Below are 17,042 nucleotides of genomic sequence, written 5' to 3' on the forward strand. Positions count from 1 at the left end.
ACAATGACTACACCATTATTACAAGTCAGCGACCTGCAAGTCTTCTACGGCAAGGTGGAGGCGCTGCATAGCGTGGCCATACAGGTAGGCGCGGGCCAGATCGTTACCGTGATCGGCCCCAATGGCGCCGGTAAATCGACGATGCTGAATGCCATCGCTGGTGCGCTGCCATCCAACGGCGCAATCAAGGGCAAGGTTCTTCTGGATGCGCATGACCTGGGCGGCATGGCGATAGAAAAACGCGTAGCACGCGGCATGTGCCTGGTGCCGGAAAAGCGTGAGCTGTTTTCCAGCATGCGGGTGGAAGACAACCTGCTGCTGGGCAGCTACCGCCGTTACCAGGCCGGCGAAAAGAATTACGCCGATCAGTTACAGGTGGTGTTTGAGCTGTTTCCCCGCTTGCTGGAGAGGCGTAACCAGGAGGCGGGTACTTTGTCCGGCGGCGAGCGCCAGATGCTGGCCCTGGGGCGGGCACTGATGGCCAAACCGCAATTGCTGATGCTGGATGAGCCCAGCCTGGGCTTGGCACCTTTGATCGTCAAGGAAATCTTCCACATCATCCAGCGCCTGAAGCAGACCGGCGTGGCGATTTTGCTGGTGGAGCAAAATGCGCGCGCGGCCTTGCAGGTGGCCGATTATGCATATGTACTGGAGACTGGTGAAATCGCGCTCCAAGGGCCTGCAGCAGAACTGGCGCATGACCAGCGCGTGATTGATACCTATCTTGGTTTGGCCAAGAAGACGGCCTAGCAGGGAAATGACTTAGGGCCTGTTAACAATTAAATTAGGAGTGCGAATGGGGCTAAACAGGTGCAGGGCTAGGCGTAGTCCGCGCCGCAGTATGAATACTGCCAGCGGGCTGCAACAACGCCCTGCGCCTGTTTAGACCCATTCCCTCCGGGTTCCAAGCAAAACGCGGGCTGGACTGCGTTGCACTCCTTGTTAAGGCACCAGCCTTAAAGCGTTGCGCGCCTTGCCAGCCCGCGTTTTGCTTGGAACGCATCTCCTAATTTAATTGTTAACAGGCCCTAGCTGGAACCGCCTGCTTCGGAAGTTTGCCTGCGGTCTTCTTCAGCACGCCGGCGTTCTTCCCTGACTTCGCGCCGGTAACGGCGTCTTTCCCTGCTGGCGCGACGTTTTTCTTTTACCCGGAATAACAGGACAGCCAGCACCCCGCCGCTGACGACAATGGCGCACAGCAGGAATGCCAACAGGTCGGTCTCTATATCGCTAACAGAACTCATGCGCTGTGATATCCAGTTGCCCAGACGGACTACGGTGATGTGAGCCGGCGCCGGGCCGGGTCCCCAAAGATAGCTTGCGTTGTTGCTCTTATTCTATTTCTTTCGATCACCAAGATTGTACATCCTGAAATGGTTTATGGATGTAAATGTTGTTTCTTAAACACGTGGGAAGGGGAAAGGGCTATGCAGCGTGGTTTTTCCCGCAGACGGGGCAAGCTGCGTTGCGGGTAATCTTGATTTGCGTCCATTCCATATTCTGCGCATCCAGTAGCAAAAGCCGGCCTGCCAGCGACTTGCCCAAGCCCATGGCCAGCTTCAGCGCTTCGGCCGCCTGCATCGTGCCTATGATGCCCACCAGCGGCGCGAACACCCCCATCGTTGAGCACAGCACTTCCTCAAACTGCTCGCCCGGGGGGAACAGGCAGGCATAGCACGGGGATGTTTCGTCGCGCGCGTCAAACACGCTGATCTGGCCGTCGAAGGAAATGGCAGCACCGGATACCAGCGGTTTTTTGAGTTTGACGCATGCCTGGTTGATCGCATGCCGGGTTGCGAAATTATCGCTGCAATCCAGCACGATGTCGGCCGCCTGCACCAATTCCTCCAGCCGGGAGCCTGCCAGTCTTTCTTTCAGCGCGATGACATCGACGTCGGGATTAATCTGCTGCAGTGCCTGCTTGCCGGAACTGACCTTGGGCTGCCCCACGCGTTCTGTCGTATGCAGGATTTGTCTTTGCAGATTGGTCAGGTCAACCTCATCATCATCTACCAGGGTCAGCCTGCCTATGCCGGCGCTGGCCAGGTACAGGGCGGCAGGCGAACCCAGCCCGCCTGCGCCTATAAGCAGTGCGTGGGAAGAGAGGATGCTTTGCTGCCCTTCTATGCCTATCTGGTCCAGCAGGATATGGCGGGAGTAGCGTAGTAGTTGTTGGTCATCCATGGTGCTGTTGTTTTCCGAGATTTCCTGAAGTTTCTTGGGATTTTCTGCCAGGCAAGCCTCTATCTTAGCCTGTTAGCGGCCGTCCCGTTGCATGCAGAATGGAATGCGGCTGCGGGCAAAAAAAAACCGCAGTAGCTGCGGTTTTTTTTAGATGCAAAAGCTTACTTTTTCTTCGGCTCCGGCTTGGATTCTGCTTTAGAGTCCGATTTGCTTTCAGACTCTTCACCCTTGTCTTCTACCTTGGCCAGCGTGGTCTTTACCGGCAAGCCTTTCAGGTGGTTCAGCGCCTGAGCCAACTGGTAGTCGTCCTTGCTGCCGTATTCCAGCGGTTTGGCTTTCTTGGCCAAAGCGACCAGGCGCTGTTCTTCTTCCAGTTCGTCAACGACCTTGCCTTTGCCGACTTCTGCTTCCTTGTCGTTGGTCAGATGCTTTTGCAGATCCGCTTCACGGGTGCGCAATACGTTGAAGCCGTCGCCGTCGGCGGTTTCTTCCACGTTCAGATCAGGTACGATGCCCTTGGCCTGTATGGAGCGGCCGTTCGGCGTGTAGTAACGCGCCGTGGTCAGCTTGACGGCAGTGTCCGCGGAAATCTGGCGTATCGTCTGTACCGATCCCTTGCCGAAGCTCTGAGTGCCTATGATGGTTGCGCGCTTGTAGTCTTGCAGCGCGCCGGCCACGATTTCAGATGCCGAGGCAGAGCCGGTGTTGACCAGTACGACCATAGGCACGGACTTGACTGCTTCCGGCAATTTGGCCAGCGGATCGCCGACTGCGCGGGCCGCGTAGAATTCACGCTTGGCGTAGAAAATCGCTTTGGAATCCGGCAACTGGCCGTTGGTCGATACCACCGGCACGTCTTTTGGCAGGAAGGCCGCAGACACGCCTATCGCGCCCGGCAACACGCCGCCCGGATCATTCCTTAAATCCAGCACCAGGCCCTTGATATTAGGGTCTTGCGCATACAGGCTCTGGATCTTCTTGGCCATGTCTTCAACCGTAGGCTCCTGGAACTGGGAGATGCGCAGCCACGCATAGCCGGGTTCAACTATCTTGGCCTTCACACTTTGCACTTTGATGGTTTCGCGCACGATGGTGACGACAATCGGCTTGTCTTCGTTTTTGCGCGAGATGGTCAGCGTGATCTTGGTATTCGGTTCGCCGCGCATCTTTTTCACGGCCTCATCCAGCGTCAGTCCTTTTACCGGCGTGGAATCCAGCCTGGTGATCAGGTCGCCCGGTTTCAGGTTGGCGCGGTAGGCAGGGGAGTCTTCTATAGGTGAAATGATTTTCACATAGCCGTCTTCCATGCCGACTTCTATGCCCAGTCCGACAAATTTACCCTGCGTGCCTTCACGCAATTCCTTGAAGGATTTCTTGTCCAGATAGGCAGAGTGCGGATCCAGCGAGGCCACCATGCCGGAAATCGCTTCGGTCAGCAGTTTGTTGTCGTCAACCGGCTCGACATAATCGGATTTGATCAGGCCGAATACATCCGCCAGTTGTCTCAGCTCTTCCACCGGCAGCGGCGCGGTCGCGTTTTTTTGCGCCATAGCGGAAAACTGCATCGATGCAGCTACGCCTGCAATCATGCCCAGACTAATCAAACCTATATTCTTCAGTCGCTTACCCATGTCTCACCTAATAATGCCGATACTTAAAATTGTTCGGGCGCCTGTCGTTTGATGAAATCCCGCATCGATCAAACCCGCGCCGCTCATCGGCGATTGCTACTTTCCTACCCAAGTCATTGGGTCCTGAACCTGGCCTCGGTACCGTATTTCAAAGTATAAACCCGATTCTTCATTACCGCCGCTATTACCTGCACTGGCAATTGTATCGCCGGTCTTTACAATGTCGCCGACATGTTTCAGCACCGCCTGATTGTTGCCGTAAATACTAATATATTCGCTACCGTGATCAACGATGATCATATTGCCGAAGCCCTTCAGCCATTGTGCAAATACTACCTTGCCGGTGGCGATCGCCTTGACTTCGGCGCCTTCCACCGCGCGGATGAACAGGCCTTTCCAGCTAGGGCCGTCGGCGCGTTTGCTGCCAAAGCGCGCAATCAGCTCGCCTTTGACCGGTAGCCGCAACTGGCCCTTCAGCCGGCTGAATTCGCCGTTATTGGTGCCCGGCACCGGCGTCAGCTCATTCCTGGCAATCGGCTTAGGCGGTTCGTCGGCGTCTATCGCATCGGCTGGATTAGGCTGTTTGCCGGTTTTTTTGCCCTGGTTGGCCAGTGTTTTTTCGCGCAGCGCCTTCTGTTGCGCCAGCTTTTCCTGGCGCTGCTTTTCCAGCAGGGCGGCACGGGCCTGCTCGGCCTTGATTTGTTCTTCGATTAACTTATTCAACTGGGTGACCAGCGCACCCAGACGCTGCTCGTCTTTTTGCAGGTTGTCGGCCTGCTTCTTCTGGCTGTGCAGCTTGTCGGCCAACTGTGCCAGCAGCGTGGAGCGGCGTTTTTTCTCAGTTTCCAGAGCTGTTTTGTGCTCGCGTTCTTCCTGGGCTATTTCGTCCAGCTCTTCCTTGGCTTCCCGCGCATCGTCGGCGTTCTTGGTGACTGCCTGCAGGCTGGCGTGCAGGCCATCGATCATCTTGGCCTGGGTTTGCGATACATAGCCCATGTATTGCAGGTCGCGGTTGATGCGGTTGGGGTTGTCGCCGGACAGCAGCAGCTTGATGCGGTCGCTATTGCCGCGCATGTATTGCCTGCGCAGAAAGTCCGATAGTTGTTTCTTTTGCGTTTCCACCTGTAGTTGCAGGCGATTTTGTTCTTCTGCCAATTGCGTGAGCCGGGCCTGGGTGTCGCTTTGCTCTTTTTGCAGATCGCGCAGCGAACGATTGGCTTCCGAGATCGACTGCTCGGAAGCGGCCAGCGCATCGCTGGCCTGGTCCTTCGCGGTTTCGGTCTTGCTGATATCGTTTTTCAGCGCGTTCAGCTTTTGCCGCAACTCGGCGCGCTCCGCCTCGGCGGCATTTTTCTGCGCCGCCCGGTTGCTGGCGGCCAGCGCGTCTCCATGCAGGCCTGCCCATAGCAGCAGCAAGCCACAGGCCGACGATGCCCGGCGCAAAGTCAGTTGCTTCCTCAGTTGCTTCATCAGTGAGCTGGCGGCGCGGCTGATTACTTGGCCTTTCCCTGGCTGGCAACTGCTTGCAGCGCCGCTTCGATAGCGGACTGGTCGCCCAGGTAGTAATGCTTGATCGGCTTCAGGTCTGCATCCAGTTCATACACCAGCGGTTGCCCGTTGGGGATGTTCAGGCCGACGATATCGGCGTCGCTGATGCCGTCCAGCATCTTGATCAGCGCGCGCAGGCTATTGCCGTGGGCGGAGATGATGATGCGCTTGCCGGCGCGGATAGCCGGAGCAATCGTATCGTCCCAGGCTGGCATTACGCGTTCCACCGTGTCTTTCAGGCACTCTGTGAGCGGGATTTGCGAACGTTGCAGGCCGGCATAGCGCGGATCGCCAAACGAAGTGCGCGGATCATTTTCCGGCAGAGGATTCGGCGGCGTGTCATAGCTGCGGCGCCATACCAGCACTTGTTCGTCGCCATACTTGGCGGCGGTTTCCGACTTGTTCAGGCCTTGCAAGGCGCCGTAGTGGCGTTCGTTCAGGCGCCAGTCGTTGATCACCGGCAACCACATCATGTCCATCTCATCCATCGTCAGCCACAGCGTACGGATCGCGCGTTTCAATACCGAGGTATAGGCGAGATCGAAGCTGAATCCGGCTTCCTTCAATACTTTGCCGGCCTGGCGTGCTTCCGCTATGCCTTTTTCCGTCAGGTCCACATCGGTCCAGCCGGTAAAGCGATTGTCCAGGTTCCAGGTAGACTCGCCGTGACGCATTAAAACGATTTTGTACATGGTTAATTAGAAATGAGAGTAAGAAATGAGAAGATCTAATGTAGCTTTGCCTTCTATTTTATAATGATAGAGTTACCTAAAACCATTTATACCCATTGGAATACTGTGAAATTCTTTACTGACAATCTTTTTAATCTCCTGTTGCTGGCCCTGATCATCGCTTCCGGCATTGCCTTGCTGGTACCTGTATTGCAAAGAAGGGGTGCAAAAGTTACCTCAATGCAAGCTGTGCAATACATGAACCAGGGCAAAACCGTGGTACTGGACGTGCGCGACGCCGCAGATTTTGCCGATGGACATTTGCAAAATGCTAAAAATATCCCTTTGAGCGAATTGCCTAATCGCATCAAGGAAATTGAAAAATCCAAAAACGCTACCATCATTACCGTATGTGACCGTGGAATACGCTCATCCAGTGCCGAATCGATATTGAAAAAGGCCGGTTTTGGCCAGGTATTCAGCCTGGAAGGCGGTGTAAGCGCCTGGAAATCTCAGGGCTTGCCGACGATCAAATGAGTCTGGATGTATAGTTCTGGAAGTAATGCTGGAAATGTTGTTGGAACATAAGTGCAGGAGAAAATCATGACGTCCCATGTAGTAATGTATAGCACCGCCGTTTGCCCCTATTGCGTGATGGCTGAGCGCTTGTTGAAGTCCAAGGGCGTGGAAAACATCGAAAAAATCCGTGTGGACCTGGATCCTGCCATCAAGGAAAACATGATGCAAAAGACCGGGCGCCGCACCGTACCGCAGATCTACATAGGGGAAACCCATGTTGGCGGCTTTGACGATCTGTCCGCCTTGGACCGTGCAGGCAAGCTGGAACCGCTATTACAGCAAGCTTGATTGCTGACAGGGGCTAGTGCTTGTTAGAATAGCGAGTTGCGGGCTTAAAACCGGCCCAGGTCCAGATTCTGCATAGGCAGGCTAACCTGGTCCGTCACTGGCGCAAAACAGCCATTTTCGCAATCTCGCTGTTCATTATTAATCTTTTAGCATTTAGAAAGTCCCACATGTCTGACGAAAATCTGCAGCCCGTATTCCAAATTCAACGCGTTTATCTGAAAGATTTGTCGCTTGAACAGCCTAACTCCCCAGCGATCTTCCTGGAACAGGAATCGCCTAGCATAGAAGTAGCCGTTGACGTTGGCGCAGAGCAAATTGCCGAAGGCATCGTTGAGTCTACAGTGACTATCACTGTGACTGCAAAAGTCAAAGACAAGGTCGCTTTCCTGGTTGAAGGCAAGCAAGCCGGTATTTTTGAAGCGCGCAATATCCCAGCCGACCAATTGGATCCATTGCTGGGAATTGGTTGCCCGAACATCGTGTACCCATACCTGCGCGCCAATATCGCTGACGCGATTACCCGTGCCGGTTTCCCACCTATCCATCTGGCTGAAATCAATTTCGAAGCCTTCTACGCACAACGCTTGCAAAATCTGGCTGAGCAGCAAGCTGCTGCGCAGACAAATGGCGCGGCAACTCCTGAAGGCACGACAACGCACTAATTGCGTTGATGGCTCCCGGCGCAGCAATTGCAGCCGGGAAGCATACCGCTTGCCGGCCAGGCTAAGCCATGGCCGGCGCGATAGCGAATAGACTGGCATGGCGTGATGTTTGCGCCCTACGTGCCCTGGTAACTGGAGTTTTGAAAGATATGCGTGATATGCGTCGTTTTCTGTTGATCCCATTGCTGGCCGGTTTGAGCCTGCTGGCGGGGGCCGCTCATGCGCTGGAATTCAAATCGATAGGGGCATCCCCTGTCGTCCTGTATGACGCTCCTTCCGCGAAGGGCGGCAAACTGTATGTTGCTCCACGCGGCATGCCGGTGGAAGTGATACTGACCTATGGCACATGGAGCAAGGTGCGCGACATGGCCGGTGACCTGAGCTGGGTAGAATCCAAGGAACTGGTTGCAAGGCGCAATGTGGTGGTCCGTGCCGCCAATGCAAAGATACGTGCAACTGCCGACGAAAGCGCAGCCGTGGTTTTCAGCGCCGACAAAAACGTGCTGCTGGAAATGGCGGAACCCGCCTCCGGCGGCTGGCTGAAGGTCAAGCACAAGGACGGACAGATGGGCTATGTCAAAGCGTCCGAAGTATGGGGTGTATAGAGCAGAGCTTGTATTCAGCTTTGCCGGTACAAGAAGGACATCAGGACAGCCTGCTGTCCTTTTTTTATAGCAAACCGGTTTTTACGGACCGGTGACGGGGCGTCGGGAAAACAATGAAAATCAGTATTTTAGGCGCAGGTGCCTGGGGCACCGCACTGGCGATATCGCTGGCGGCCAGGAACGATGTGATGCTATGGGGCCGCAATGCGGCCACGATGGAAGGCATCGCCGCCGGCCGCGAAAACAGCCTCTACCTGCCGGGTTTTGCGCTACCCGATACGTTGCAGGTGACAGCCGACTTTGAACTGGCACTGAGGCATGCGGCAAATCCTGCCGACCTGCTGATCGTGGCCAGCTCGGTAGCAGGCTTGCGTCCTACCCTGCAGCAATGTCTGCCGTTTGCGCCCAAGCGCGTGATCTGGCTGTGCAAGGGATTTGAAGAGGGCAGTTTGCTATTGCCGCATCAGGTCGCGCAGCAGGTGCTGGGAAGCGATATCGAGGCGGGGGCCTTATCCGGCCCGTCGTTTGCGCAAGAGGTCGCCAAAGGCCTGCCATGCGCGCTGACGATAGCATCCTCTTCGTCCAGCCTGTGCCAGCAAGTGGTACAGGCTGCACACGGTAATGCATTGCGGGTCTATTCAAGCGATGACATTGTCGGCGTGGAAGTCGGCGGTGCTGTGAAGAATATCCTGGCGATTGCCACCGGCATTGCCGATGGCCTGGGCCTGGGCTTGAATGCCCGCGCTGCACTGATCACCCGCGGCCTGGCGGAAATCAGCCGCCTGAGCTCTGCGCTGGGCGGCCGAGTGGAAACCTTGATGGGCCTGACCGGCGTCGGCGACCTGATACTGACTTGCACCGGCGACCTGTCGCGTAACCGCAAGGTAGGGCTGGCACTGGCGCAGGGCAAGTCATTGCCGGTGATCGTGGCCGAGCTGGGTCATGTGGCCGAGGGCGTGCGCTGTGCGCAGGCGGTGAAAACCCTGGCGGCAAAGTTGAATGTGGAAATGCCGATTGCGGATGCAGTGGCGGGTGTACTGTTTGATGATGTACCGGTGCAGCAGATGATAGGGCGCCTGCTGGCAAGGGACGCGAAGCAGGAACTCAGCTAGCTTTCTGCCTCGCCCTTTTTGACGGCAAGTTTTTGCGCCTGCCGGACGGCAGAGGCGGATTTTTTATGCGGCCCCGCGGCGCGCTGTTTGGCGGCGATTGCCACAGGATTGCGCGGTTTGGCCTGTGAAGGCTCAATGCGAAAACTCAGTTTTTGACGGGTGCCCAGCGATTTATTCGCCATGCTCAAGCTCCTGGTAAGAATTAAAAAGCCCGGCATAGTGGCTATGCCGGGCTTTTTATTTTACTGCACTTGTTAAATCATTTACAAAACATAGCGCGATAAGTCTTCATTGACGGACAGCGCGCCCAGTGTCTCTTCCACATAAGCAGCGTCGATGACGACGGTCTGGCCGCTCTTCTGGTGGGCATCGAAGGACACTTCTTCCAGCAGTTTTTCCATCACCGTGTACAGGCGGCGCGCACCGATGTTTTCGGTGGTTTCATTGACCGAATAAGCGATGCCGGCCAGTTTTTCTATGCCATCCTTGGTGAAGTCCACTTTGACGTCTTCGGTCGCCAGCAGCGCTTCATATTGCTTGGTCAGGCAGGCATCAGTGCTGGTCAGGATGCGTTCAAAATCGGCAATCGACAGGGATTCCAGTTCTACCCGGATAGGGAAGCGGCCCTGCAGTTCCGGGATCAGGTCCGAAGGCTTGGCCAGATGGAAAGCACCGGAAGCGATGAACAGGATGTGGTCGGTCTTGATCATGCCGTACTTGGTATTGACTGTCGTACCTTCCACCAGCGGCAGCAGATCGCGCTGTACGCCGGCGCGAGATACATCGGCGCCGCCCATTTCCGAGCGATTGGCGATCTTGTCTATCTCATCCAGGAATACGATGCCGTTCTGCTCGACATTGGTGATCGCTTTTTGTTTCAGCTCATCTTCATTGACCAGCTTGCCCGCTTCTTCCTCGATCAGCAGCTTCATCGCATCCTTGATCTTCAGCTTGCGTGATTTCTTGCGGCCATTGCCTATGCCGGAAAACATGGTCTTGATCTGCTCGGTCATTTCTTCCATGCCGGGGGGCGCCATGATTTCCATTTGCGGGCCAGCCTCAGCGACTTCGATCTCGATTTCCTTGTCGTCCAGCTCGCCTTCGCGCAGGCGCTTGCGGAAAGTCTGGCGGGTCGTGCTGTTGTCGGCCTCCGGTGCGGCAGTGGTGCTGGCGTTGAAGCCGAAGTCGCGCGGCTGCGGCAGCAGGATGTCGAGTACGCGGTCTTCTGCCGCATCTTCTGCCTGCGCGCGCACCTTGCGTGTTGCTGATTCGCGGGTTTGCTTGATGCCGATGTCGATCAGGTCGCGGATGATGGTATCCACATCGCGGCCTACATAACCGACTTCGGTAAATTTGGTGGCTTCGATCTTGATGAAGGGCGCATCGGCCAGCTTGGCCAGGCGGCGGGCGATCTCGGTTTTACCTACGCCTGTCGGTCCTATCATCAGGATGTTCTTGGGCGTGATTTCATGGCGCAGGGGCTCAGCCACCTGCTGGCGGCGCCAGCGGTTGCGCAAGGCGATTGCCACCGCGCGTTTTGCACGCCCTTGTCCTACGACGTGCTTGTCCAGTTCAGAGACGATCTCTTGAGGGGTCATGTTCATGTTGTATTCCAGCTTAATCCAGCGTTTCTATGGTGTGCGACAAATTGGTATAGATGCACAATTCGCCGGCGATCGTCAGCGATTTCTTGACGATGTCGATAGGGGAGAGATCGGTATTTTCCTGCAAGGCCTTGGCGGCGGATTGGGCAAAGGTGCCGCCCGAACCAATGGCGCCTATGCCATCGCTGGGTTCCAGCACATCGCCATTGCCGGTAATAACCAGGGTGGTTTCCTTGTCGGCTACCAGTAGCATTGCTTCCAGCCTGCGCAGCATGCGGTCGGTACGCCAGTCTTTGGCCAGCTCTACCGAAGCGCGCATCAGGTGGCCCTGGTGTTTTTCCAATTTGGCTTCAAAGCGTTCTATCAGCGTAAAGGCATCGGCAGTGCCGCCGGCAAAGCCTGCCAGTACTTTATTGTGGTACAGCTTGCGCACCTTGCGGGCTGTGCCCTTCATGACGATATTGCCCAGTGTCACCTGGCCATCGCCACCGAGCGCGACCTGGTTGCCGCGCCGCACGGACAAGATGGTGGTGCCGTGAAATTGTTCCATAAGGACCTCAAAAAATGATGGTGATGCAATCCTGCCAATAATCTGCCGGAGTGGCCGGCAGCCGCTGAGCTGAAGGAACGCCTGCCTCGATCAAAGACGCGGCACCCTGGAGCAGTAGTTAAAGGCTGTTATTAAAGGCTATTGTTGATATTGCATGGCGCACAAGCGCCAGTGCTAAAGGAAATGGGGGCTTCGCTTGCGTTTGCAAGGTCTGGCCGGCGTCTCGCGGCCAATGGGGAGATCAGTGCTTACGCGGGAAAATGGCGGCGACGTTCTTCAGGCCCATCGCATTGAACAGGGCCATGACCAGATAATTCACTTCGTGGAATTGTATCGTCATATCTTTTTGCGAAGCCAGCGGAACCAGGCCGCTCAGCAATTGCGCCGATGCGCCGAATTCCACCCTTTCCAGCAGTGAACAATCCAGCAGGATGGGATTATGCGATTTGGCATGATCGCTGATCTGTTGGATCAGGCCGTCAGTCTTGCCTTCTATCACGGCAGGCATCATGAAGCGGCCGGATGGCTCCGGTTCGGCTTCAATTTCAGGCGCAGACGTGGTTACCTTATTTTTCGGGGCGACGAAAGACGGCGGTGAGACTTCAAAAGTAATGCAGTAATCGATGCTAGTTTCTTCAAACACTTGCTCCAATTGTAGCAATTGCAATATTTCCAGCAACAGCAGCCATGGCGCCTCGGTTTCATCGCGCCGTCCGACTTCGAGGATGCCGCGCAGGCAAGCAGTCAGCTCATGCGCGCCTACCAGCACCAGGTCATGCCCGGATTTGTTCAGTGCCTTGATCGCATTCAGCAGCAGGGCCGAACCCGCTGGATCCACCTGTTTGACGCGGTTGAATTCCAGTTTGATGGTGCGGCTCTTCTGGCTCAGTTCCTGCAGTTTATCCAGCTGCTTGGCGATGTCTGCGTTCAGTTGCTTGGGGAAGGACATCGTCGGGATATCGCTAGGATGGCTTTTGCCTTCGCTCTCGGATTTTGGCTTGGAAGAATCGAGCCAGATAGGCGGCGAAGTTTCGAACTTGCTCGCATATTCCAGCGACAGCGCTTCAAACTGGGTTTTCTTGTGCGTAATTTGATACAGGTCGAACAACATGTACCAGCCCAGCTGGGCCGCAGGCCCCAGGCTATCCTGGTGGATCCAGCTTGAAAGCATGTGCTCGGCCACATCGGACTGGCCGCTGGCAAACAGGATGGCGGCCTCTTCCAGCACTGGCACCGATTCGGTCGGCGCCAGCGTGGCGGCGGACATCGCATCGTGGCGGCCCAGCGTGTCGGAGCCGCTCAACAGGTAATCTGTATTCGGACCGGCCAGCGGCATGGTGCTCTGGAAATCGGTGATCAGTTGGGCAGCATTGGCAGGAACAGCTTTTCTGCCCAGGGATGAACTGGCCTTGCTTTTGGCAGTCGTTGTCTCTGGCGCAGCCTGGGTGATAGGGCCGCCGCCGATTGTGGTATTTCTGCCACTGCCTGGTTTGGATCGAACGATGTCGCGCGACATTTCAAACTCTATCGCGTCTATCTTGCGTTCTGTGGCGCGCGCCTTATGCCTTTGGGCCAGCACGGATTGGGTAAATGCTGCGTCGGTCGCTACATTATCCAACGGGGTATCGGTACTCTTGGCCTGCGAGTTTTTAGAGGAAGACTTGGCAGAGGACGTGCTGTCCTTCTGTTCATTCTTCTTGCCGAAAAGCGAAAAAATCCCCACGTTAATCCTGTGCGTAAGGCAATTTGTAATTGCCGTTAACTGTTACTTTGAACAAAAAGATCCATGAATACCAGTTGGTACTCATTCGCGAGACTAAAGTATAGTCCCATTCACCCAATTATTGTTAAGCGCGCCGGTTTTGGCAAATAACAATCTACTCAAATGCCGCGACTATTATGGATATCGTGCCATATTGGCAGACTATAAGCTCAAATAGTGTTTTTCCATTTAAGGGATTGGGGGCAATACCGGCGCTAATTCTGAATCACGGCGGGCTGAAAATGTTTCCATTTTACAAAAATTTACATATGGATGTAAAAAGCCTATACATTGCGTGGACGCCTGAACTCTTCCCGCATACTTAGTCAGAGCAATCCGGGCGCGGTGCCGCAGAGATGCAGCGTTTGCGCATAAAAAAAGCGCGCAGTATCTTCTGCGCGCTTTTCGATCAAGCGTTTTGGGTTATCACGCCTTGCAAATCAGTCGCCGTACAACTTTTGCTTCATTTCACGTCTTTGCTGGGCTTCCAGTGACAGGGTCGCTGTAGGACGGGCCAGCAGACGGGGAACGCCGATAGGTTCGCCGGTTTCTTCGCACCAGCCATATTCGCCTTCATCAATACTGGCGATAGACTGTTGCACCTTTTTCAGCAGCTTACGTTCACGATCACGGGTGCGCAATTCCAGCGCGTGTTCTTCCTCTATCGTGGCACGGTCCGCTGGATCAGGGACTAAAACGGTTTCACGCAGATGTTCTGTTGTTTCGTCGGCGTTTTTAAGCAAATCCTTCTCAAGCTGTTGCAAACGGGCCTTGAAAAATGCCAGTTGTGCATCGTTCATGTAGTCCTTTTCACTCATCTTCAGAATTTCTTCTTCAGTGAGCAAAGTTGCGGGCGCATTGACTGTTGCAGTCGATTTAGGTGATTTAGTTGCCACTTCGCTTAACTTTCGATACGACGGGTTAACACACAAGTAATAGCTTGGAACTCAGTTCATGGTTCAGATTATCACTAAATTCCATAAAAGCAATCCAAGTAAAGCCATTATCCTCCCCTTACTGACAAAGTAAATGACCGCTCCATGACACTCGGTATTTACCTAAAACGGCATAGCCGCCCTCAGTAGCCCGCTAGTTTATACCAAACATTGGCTTAATCCTTCAATAAAAATATCTTTTGGTAGATTTTTGCCAATAAAGACCATCTTGCTCTCGCGCAACTCTTCATCTCCCCATTTGCCGCCGACATCGGTGCCCATGATCTGATGCACACCCTGGAAAATGACCTTACGGTCAGCGCCGTCCATTAACAAAACGCCTTTGTAGCGCAACATGCGCGGTCCAAATACCTGCACCAGACCACCTAAAAATTCATCCAGCTTGGCAGTATCAAAGGGGCGTGTACTTTTAAACACAAATGCAGCGATGTCGTCGCTATGGTGCGCATGGTGGTGATCATGATGATCATGTTTGCAATTTTCATCATGCACATGGCCGGGCTCATCATGTTCGTGGTGGTGTTCATGTTCTTCTTCTGCCTGCAGGAAATCGGGATCCAGTTCCAGTTTTGCATTCAGGTTGAAGCCGCGCAGGTCCAGCACTTCGGAAATGGCGACTTTGCCGAAATCGACAGGCACGATGCTGGTACGTGGATTGATGCGGGTCAGGCGAGTGCGCAAGGCCGCAACCTGCTGGTCATCGACCAGGTCGGTTTTGGACAATAATATCTTGTCGGCAAAGCCCACTTGCCTCTGCGCTTCTTCATGCTCGTCCAGTTGTTGCATCGCATGGCGCGCATCAACCACAGTCACCACGGCATCTAGTATATAGTGAGTGCCAACTTCGTCATCGACAAAGAAAGTTTGCGCGACCGGGCCGGGGTTGGCCAGGCCGGTGGTTTCTATGATGACGCGGTCGAAGTTCAGGATGCCTGCCCGTTTTTGTTCGGCCAGTTTGCTCAGTGCAACGATCAGGTCGCCGCGCACCGTGCAACAGATGCAGCCGTTGTTCATTTCGACTATCTGCTCATTGCTGTCCTGCACCAGGATTTCATTATCGATATTTTCCTGGCCGAATTCGTTTTCGATGACGGCAATCTTGTGGCCGTGGTCTTCTTGCAGGATGCGGTTGAGCAGCGTGGTCTTGCCGGCACCCAGGAAGCCGGTCAGGATGGTGGTAGGGATCAGTGCCATGATGTGGTTCTCTTATTTAGTAGTATCTATTAGGTGATGTATCTGGAATGGACGTGGAATATACGGGTCGGTGTCTATTTCGCACAGTCGGCGCACCAGCCTTTGATCGTCAATTCTATGTCGTGGCTTTGAAAGCCCCGCCCCAGTGTATTTTGCAAAGTCGCTTGCAACTGGTCCTTCAGCGAAGGCGGCGCGGGCTCTGCACCGGAGTAACCGTGTTCTTCATCCAGGCAAAATACCCGAGCGCAACGCGTGCATTTAAAGTGGCCGTGCTGATGCTGGATGCCGCCGGCGCTTGCATGATCTGCCGACTCACCGCCGGTGCTGTAACGAAACACCCTGTCGTCCCCGGCAATCTTGTGGGTCAGGCCGGCATCTGTCAGGCAATCCAGCGCGCGGTATAGCGTTACCCTGTCCATGGTCTGCAGCGCATCCTGTACTTCCTGATGCGACAACGCGCAGTGGTTGTCCAGCAGGACGGCCAGCACGCTGATCCTGGCTTCGGTGGCGCGCACCGGCGAGTTGCGCAGCATATTTTCGGCCAGGGTCTTGCCGTCCTGGCCGCCATATTCTTGCGTGGCATGTCCGCCTGAGGCTGGCGGCTTGCTGGCTGGCTTGGTTTTCATCTTGTAAATCGGAGCTGCAGCTAGGCTGCGAAACCCCTATTATGCCCCAAATTGCAATTGAGTTGCAAAATGGGGTTTGCTGCATCAGCGGGATGTTAAAGCTTGCTTGGGTATTGTTTAGGTGCCGCTTAGGTGTCGCCTAATTATTTCTTTGCGCGCGGATGCGCCTGGTCGTAGACCTTGGACAGGTGCTGGAAATCCAGCGCGGTATAAACCTGGGTCGCGGCGATGGAACTGTGTCCGAGCATTTCCTGCACTGCGCGCAGGTCGCCAGAAGACTGCAGCACATGCGATGCAAATGAGTGCCGCAGTACATGCGGATGGACGTCGGCCGGGATATCCAGCGACTGCGCATGCGCTTTCAGCCGCAATTGCACCAGCCGGGCCGACATGCGGGTGCCGCGCTCGGTCAGGAATAAGGGATGCGGGTCCAGCTTTTGCAGGCTGGGGCGTACTGCCAGCCAGGCCAGTATGGCTTCCAGCGCAGGACGGCCGACCGGCACGATGCGCTGCTTGTTGCCTTTGCCGGTGACTATGACCTCTTGCTGCTCTATGTCCACCCAGCCCAGCGAGGTGTGGCCTTTTTCTGCGACATGGGCGACATCCAGCCCTACCAGCTCGGATACCCTCAAGCCGCTGGAATACAGTAGCTCAAACATTGCCCGGTTCGCGGCCAGTGTCGGGCTGTCGCCGCGTGCTTGCGCCACCAGCCGCACTGCATCGTCCGCACCCAGGGCCTTGGGCAGCGATTTGCCGCGCTTGGGAGCCTTGATGCCATCGACCGGATTGCCAGCCAGAGGCTGCTGCTCTGCCAGCCAGCGGTAAAACCCGCGCCAGCTCGACAGCTTGCGCGCAATCGTGCGCGGGCTTTGTCCCTGCGCATGCAGTTGGGAGGTGAAGCGGCGTATGTGGAAATAAGACAGGGTAGCGAGCTCGGTTTCCCCGGCCTCGCTTGCCATTGATGCCAGCTCTTCCAGATCCAGCTTGTAGCTGGACACGGTGTGTGCGGACAAATTGCGCTGGGTGCGCAGGACCTGCAGATAATCGGTCAGCTGCGCGAGGTCCATGAC

19 protein-coding genes are annotated in these 17,042 nt (G+C 55.3%); 6 read left to right on the plus strand and 13 right to left on the minus strand.

Features of this window, described 5'->3' with window-relative positions; genetic code table 11:
• Window positions 1-3 precede the first annotated feature (3 nt).
• On the plus strand, window positions 4-750 hold the full coding sequence (locus tag IEW12_RS19695) for an ABC transporter ATP-binding protein (RefSeq protein ID WP_188567810.1): 747 nt from the start codon (window positions 4-6) through the stop codon (window positions 748-750).
• Between the two features lie 278 nt (window positions 751-1,028).
• On the opposite strand, the gene IEW12_RS19700 is transcribed toward IEW12_RS19695, so the two are convergent.
• The 5 genes from IEW12_RS19700 to gpmA form a co-directional block, all read right to left on the minus strand.
• Window positions 1,029-1,244 (minus strand): hypothetical protein, encoded by a 216-nt coding sequence (locus IEW12_RS19700; RefSeq protein WP_188567811.1) that lies wholly within the window; start codon window positions 1,242-1,244, stop codon window positions 1,029-1,031.
• Between the two features lie 181 nt (window positions 1,245-1,425).
• Entirely contained in the window at window positions 1,426-2,184 is a 759-nt protein-coding gene (locus tag IEW12_RS19705; RefSeq protein ID WP_188567812.1) for a HesA/MoeB/ThiF family protein, read from the minus strand.
• A gap of 161 nt (window positions 2,185-2,345) precedes the next feature.
• Window positions 2,346-3,815, minus strand: a complete 1,470-nt coding sequence (locus tag IEW12_RS19710; RefSeq protein ID WP_188567813.1) for a S41 family peptidase — start codon at window positions 3,813-3,815, stop codon at window positions 2,346-2,348.
• A gap of 96 nt (window positions 3,816-3,911) precedes the next feature.
• The gene (locus IEW12_RS19715) at window positions 3,912-5,285 is read right to left on the minus strand and encodes a murein hydrolase activator EnvC family protein (RefSeq protein WP_188567814.1); all 1,374 of its coding nucleotides are present in this window, start codon (window positions 5,283-5,285) and stop codon (window positions 3,912-3,914) included.
• Between the two features lie 23 nt (window positions 5,286-5,308).
• A complete protein-coding gene (gene gpmA / locus IEW12_RS19720; protein WP_188567815.1) occupies window positions 5,309-6,055 on the minus strand; it encodes a 2,3-diphosphoglycerate-dependent phosphoglycerate mutase in 747 nt (248 codons plus the stop codon).
• A gap of 105 nt (window positions 6,056-6,160) precedes the next feature.
• Here gpmA and IEW12_RS19725 point away from each other — a divergent pair, with 105 nt between their 5' ends.
• The 5 genes from IEW12_RS19725 (at window position 6,161) to IEW12_RS19745 (ending at window position 9,280) form a co-directional block, all read left to right on the plus strand.
• Window positions 6,161-6,571, plus strand: a complete 411-nt coding sequence (locus IEW12_RS19725) for a rhodanese-like domain-containing protein (RefSeq protein WP_188567816.1) — start codon at window positions 6,161-6,163, stop codon at window positions 6,569-6,571.
• Window positions 6,572-6,637: 66 nt separating this feature from the next.
• On the plus strand, window positions 6,638-6,901 hold the full coding sequence (grxC, locus tag IEW12_RS19730; protein WP_188567817.1) for a glutaredoxin 3: 264 nt from the start codon (window positions 6,638-6,640) through the stop codon (window positions 6,899-6,901).
• Window positions 6,902-7,068: 167 nt separating this feature from the next.
• Window positions 7,069-7,563 (plus strand): protein-export chaperone SecB, encoded by a 495-nt coding sequence (gene secB, locus IEW12_RS19735; RefSeq protein ID WP_188567818.1) that lies wholly within the window; start codon window positions 7,069-7,071, stop codon window positions 7,561-7,563.
• Window positions 7,564-7,721: 158 nt separating this feature from the next.
• Window positions 7,722-8,168 (plus strand): SH3 domain-containing protein, encoded by a 447-nt coding sequence (locus IEW12_RS19740; RefSeq protein ID WP_188568036.1) that lies wholly within the window; start codon window positions 7,722-7,724, stop codon window positions 8,166-8,168.
• Window positions 8,169-8,281: 113 nt separating this feature from the next.
• Window positions 8,282-9,280 carry an NAD(P)H-dependent glycerol-3-phosphate dehydrogenase gene (locus tag IEW12_RS19745; RefSeq protein WP_188567819.1) on the plus strand — a complete coding sequence of 333 codons (999 nt, stop codon included), beginning with the start codon at window positions 8,282-8,284 and terminating at the stop codon, window positions 9,278-9,280.
• Here the strand turns inward: IEW12_RS19745 and IEW12_RS19750 are convergent.
• The 8 genes from IEW12_RS19750 to xerC all read right to left on the minus strand — a co-directional run bounded on the left by IEW12_RS19750 (window position 9,277) and on the right by xerC (window position 17,039).
• The gene (locus IEW12_RS19750; protein ID WP_188567820.1) at window positions 9,277-9,462 is read right to left on the minus strand and encodes a hypothetical protein; all 186 of its coding nucleotides are present in this window, start codon (window positions 9,460-9,462) and stop codon (window positions 9,277-9,279) included. The genes IEW12_RS19745 and IEW12_RS19750 overlap by 4 nt on opposite strands.
• Before the next feature lie 81 nt (window positions 9,463-9,543).
• The gene (gene hslU, locus IEW12_RS19755; RefSeq protein WP_188567821.1) at window positions 9,544-10,884 is read right to left on the minus strand and encodes an ATP-dependent protease ATPase subunit HslU; all 1,341 of its coding nucleotides are present in this window, start codon (window positions 10,882-10,884) and stop codon (window positions 9,544-9,546) included.
• Between the two features lie 13 nt (window positions 10,885-10,897).
• Entirely contained in the window at window positions 10,898-11,434 is a 537-nt protein-coding gene (gene hslV, locus IEW12_RS19760; protein ID WP_188567822.1) for an ATP-dependent protease subunit HslV, read from the minus strand.
• Window positions 11,435-11,675: 241 nt separating this feature from the next.
• Window positions 11,676-13,157 carry an STAS domain-containing protein gene (locus IEW12_RS19765; protein ID WP_188567823.1) on the minus strand — a complete coding sequence of 494 codons (1,482 nt, stop codon included), beginning with the start codon at window positions 13,155-13,157 and terminating at the stop codon, window positions 11,676-11,678.
• Between the two features lie 479 nt (window positions 13,158-13,636).
• Window positions 13,637-14,041: an RNA polymerase-binding protein DksA gene (dksA, locus tag IEW12_RS19770; protein WP_188568037.1), complete on the minus strand. Its 405-nt coding sequence runs from the start codon at window positions 14,039-14,041 to the stop codon at window positions 13,637-13,639.
• A gap of 249 nt (window positions 14,042-14,290) precedes the next feature.
• Window positions 14,291-15,346, minus strand: coding sequence for a CobW family GTP-binding protein (locus IEW12_RS19775; RefSeq protein WP_188567824.1), 1,056 nt, complete (start codon window positions 15,344-15,346; stop codon window positions 14,291-14,293).
• Between the two features lie 74 nt (window positions 15,347-15,420).
• Window positions 15,421-15,972 carry a Fur family transcriptional regulator gene (locus IEW12_RS19780; protein ID WP_188567825.1) on the minus strand — a complete coding sequence of 184 codons (552 nt, stop codon included), beginning with the start codon at window positions 15,970-15,972 and terminating at the stop codon, window positions 15,421-15,423.
• A gap of 143 nt (window positions 15,973-16,115) precedes the next feature.
• Window positions 16,116-17,039 carry a tyrosine recombinase XerC gene (gene xerC / locus IEW12_RS19785; protein WP_188567826.1) on the minus strand — a complete coding sequence of 308 codons (924 nt, stop codon included), beginning with the start codon at window positions 17,037-17,039 and terminating at the stop codon, window positions 16,116-16,118.
• Window positions 17,040-17,042: the final 3 nt, after the last annotated feature.

It is taken from the genome of Parundibacterium terreum (genome assembly GCF_014636315.1).
Taxonomy (GTDB): Bacteria; Pseudomonadota; Gammaproteobacteria; order Burkholderiales; family Burkholderiaceae_D; genus Undibacterium; species Undibacterium terreum.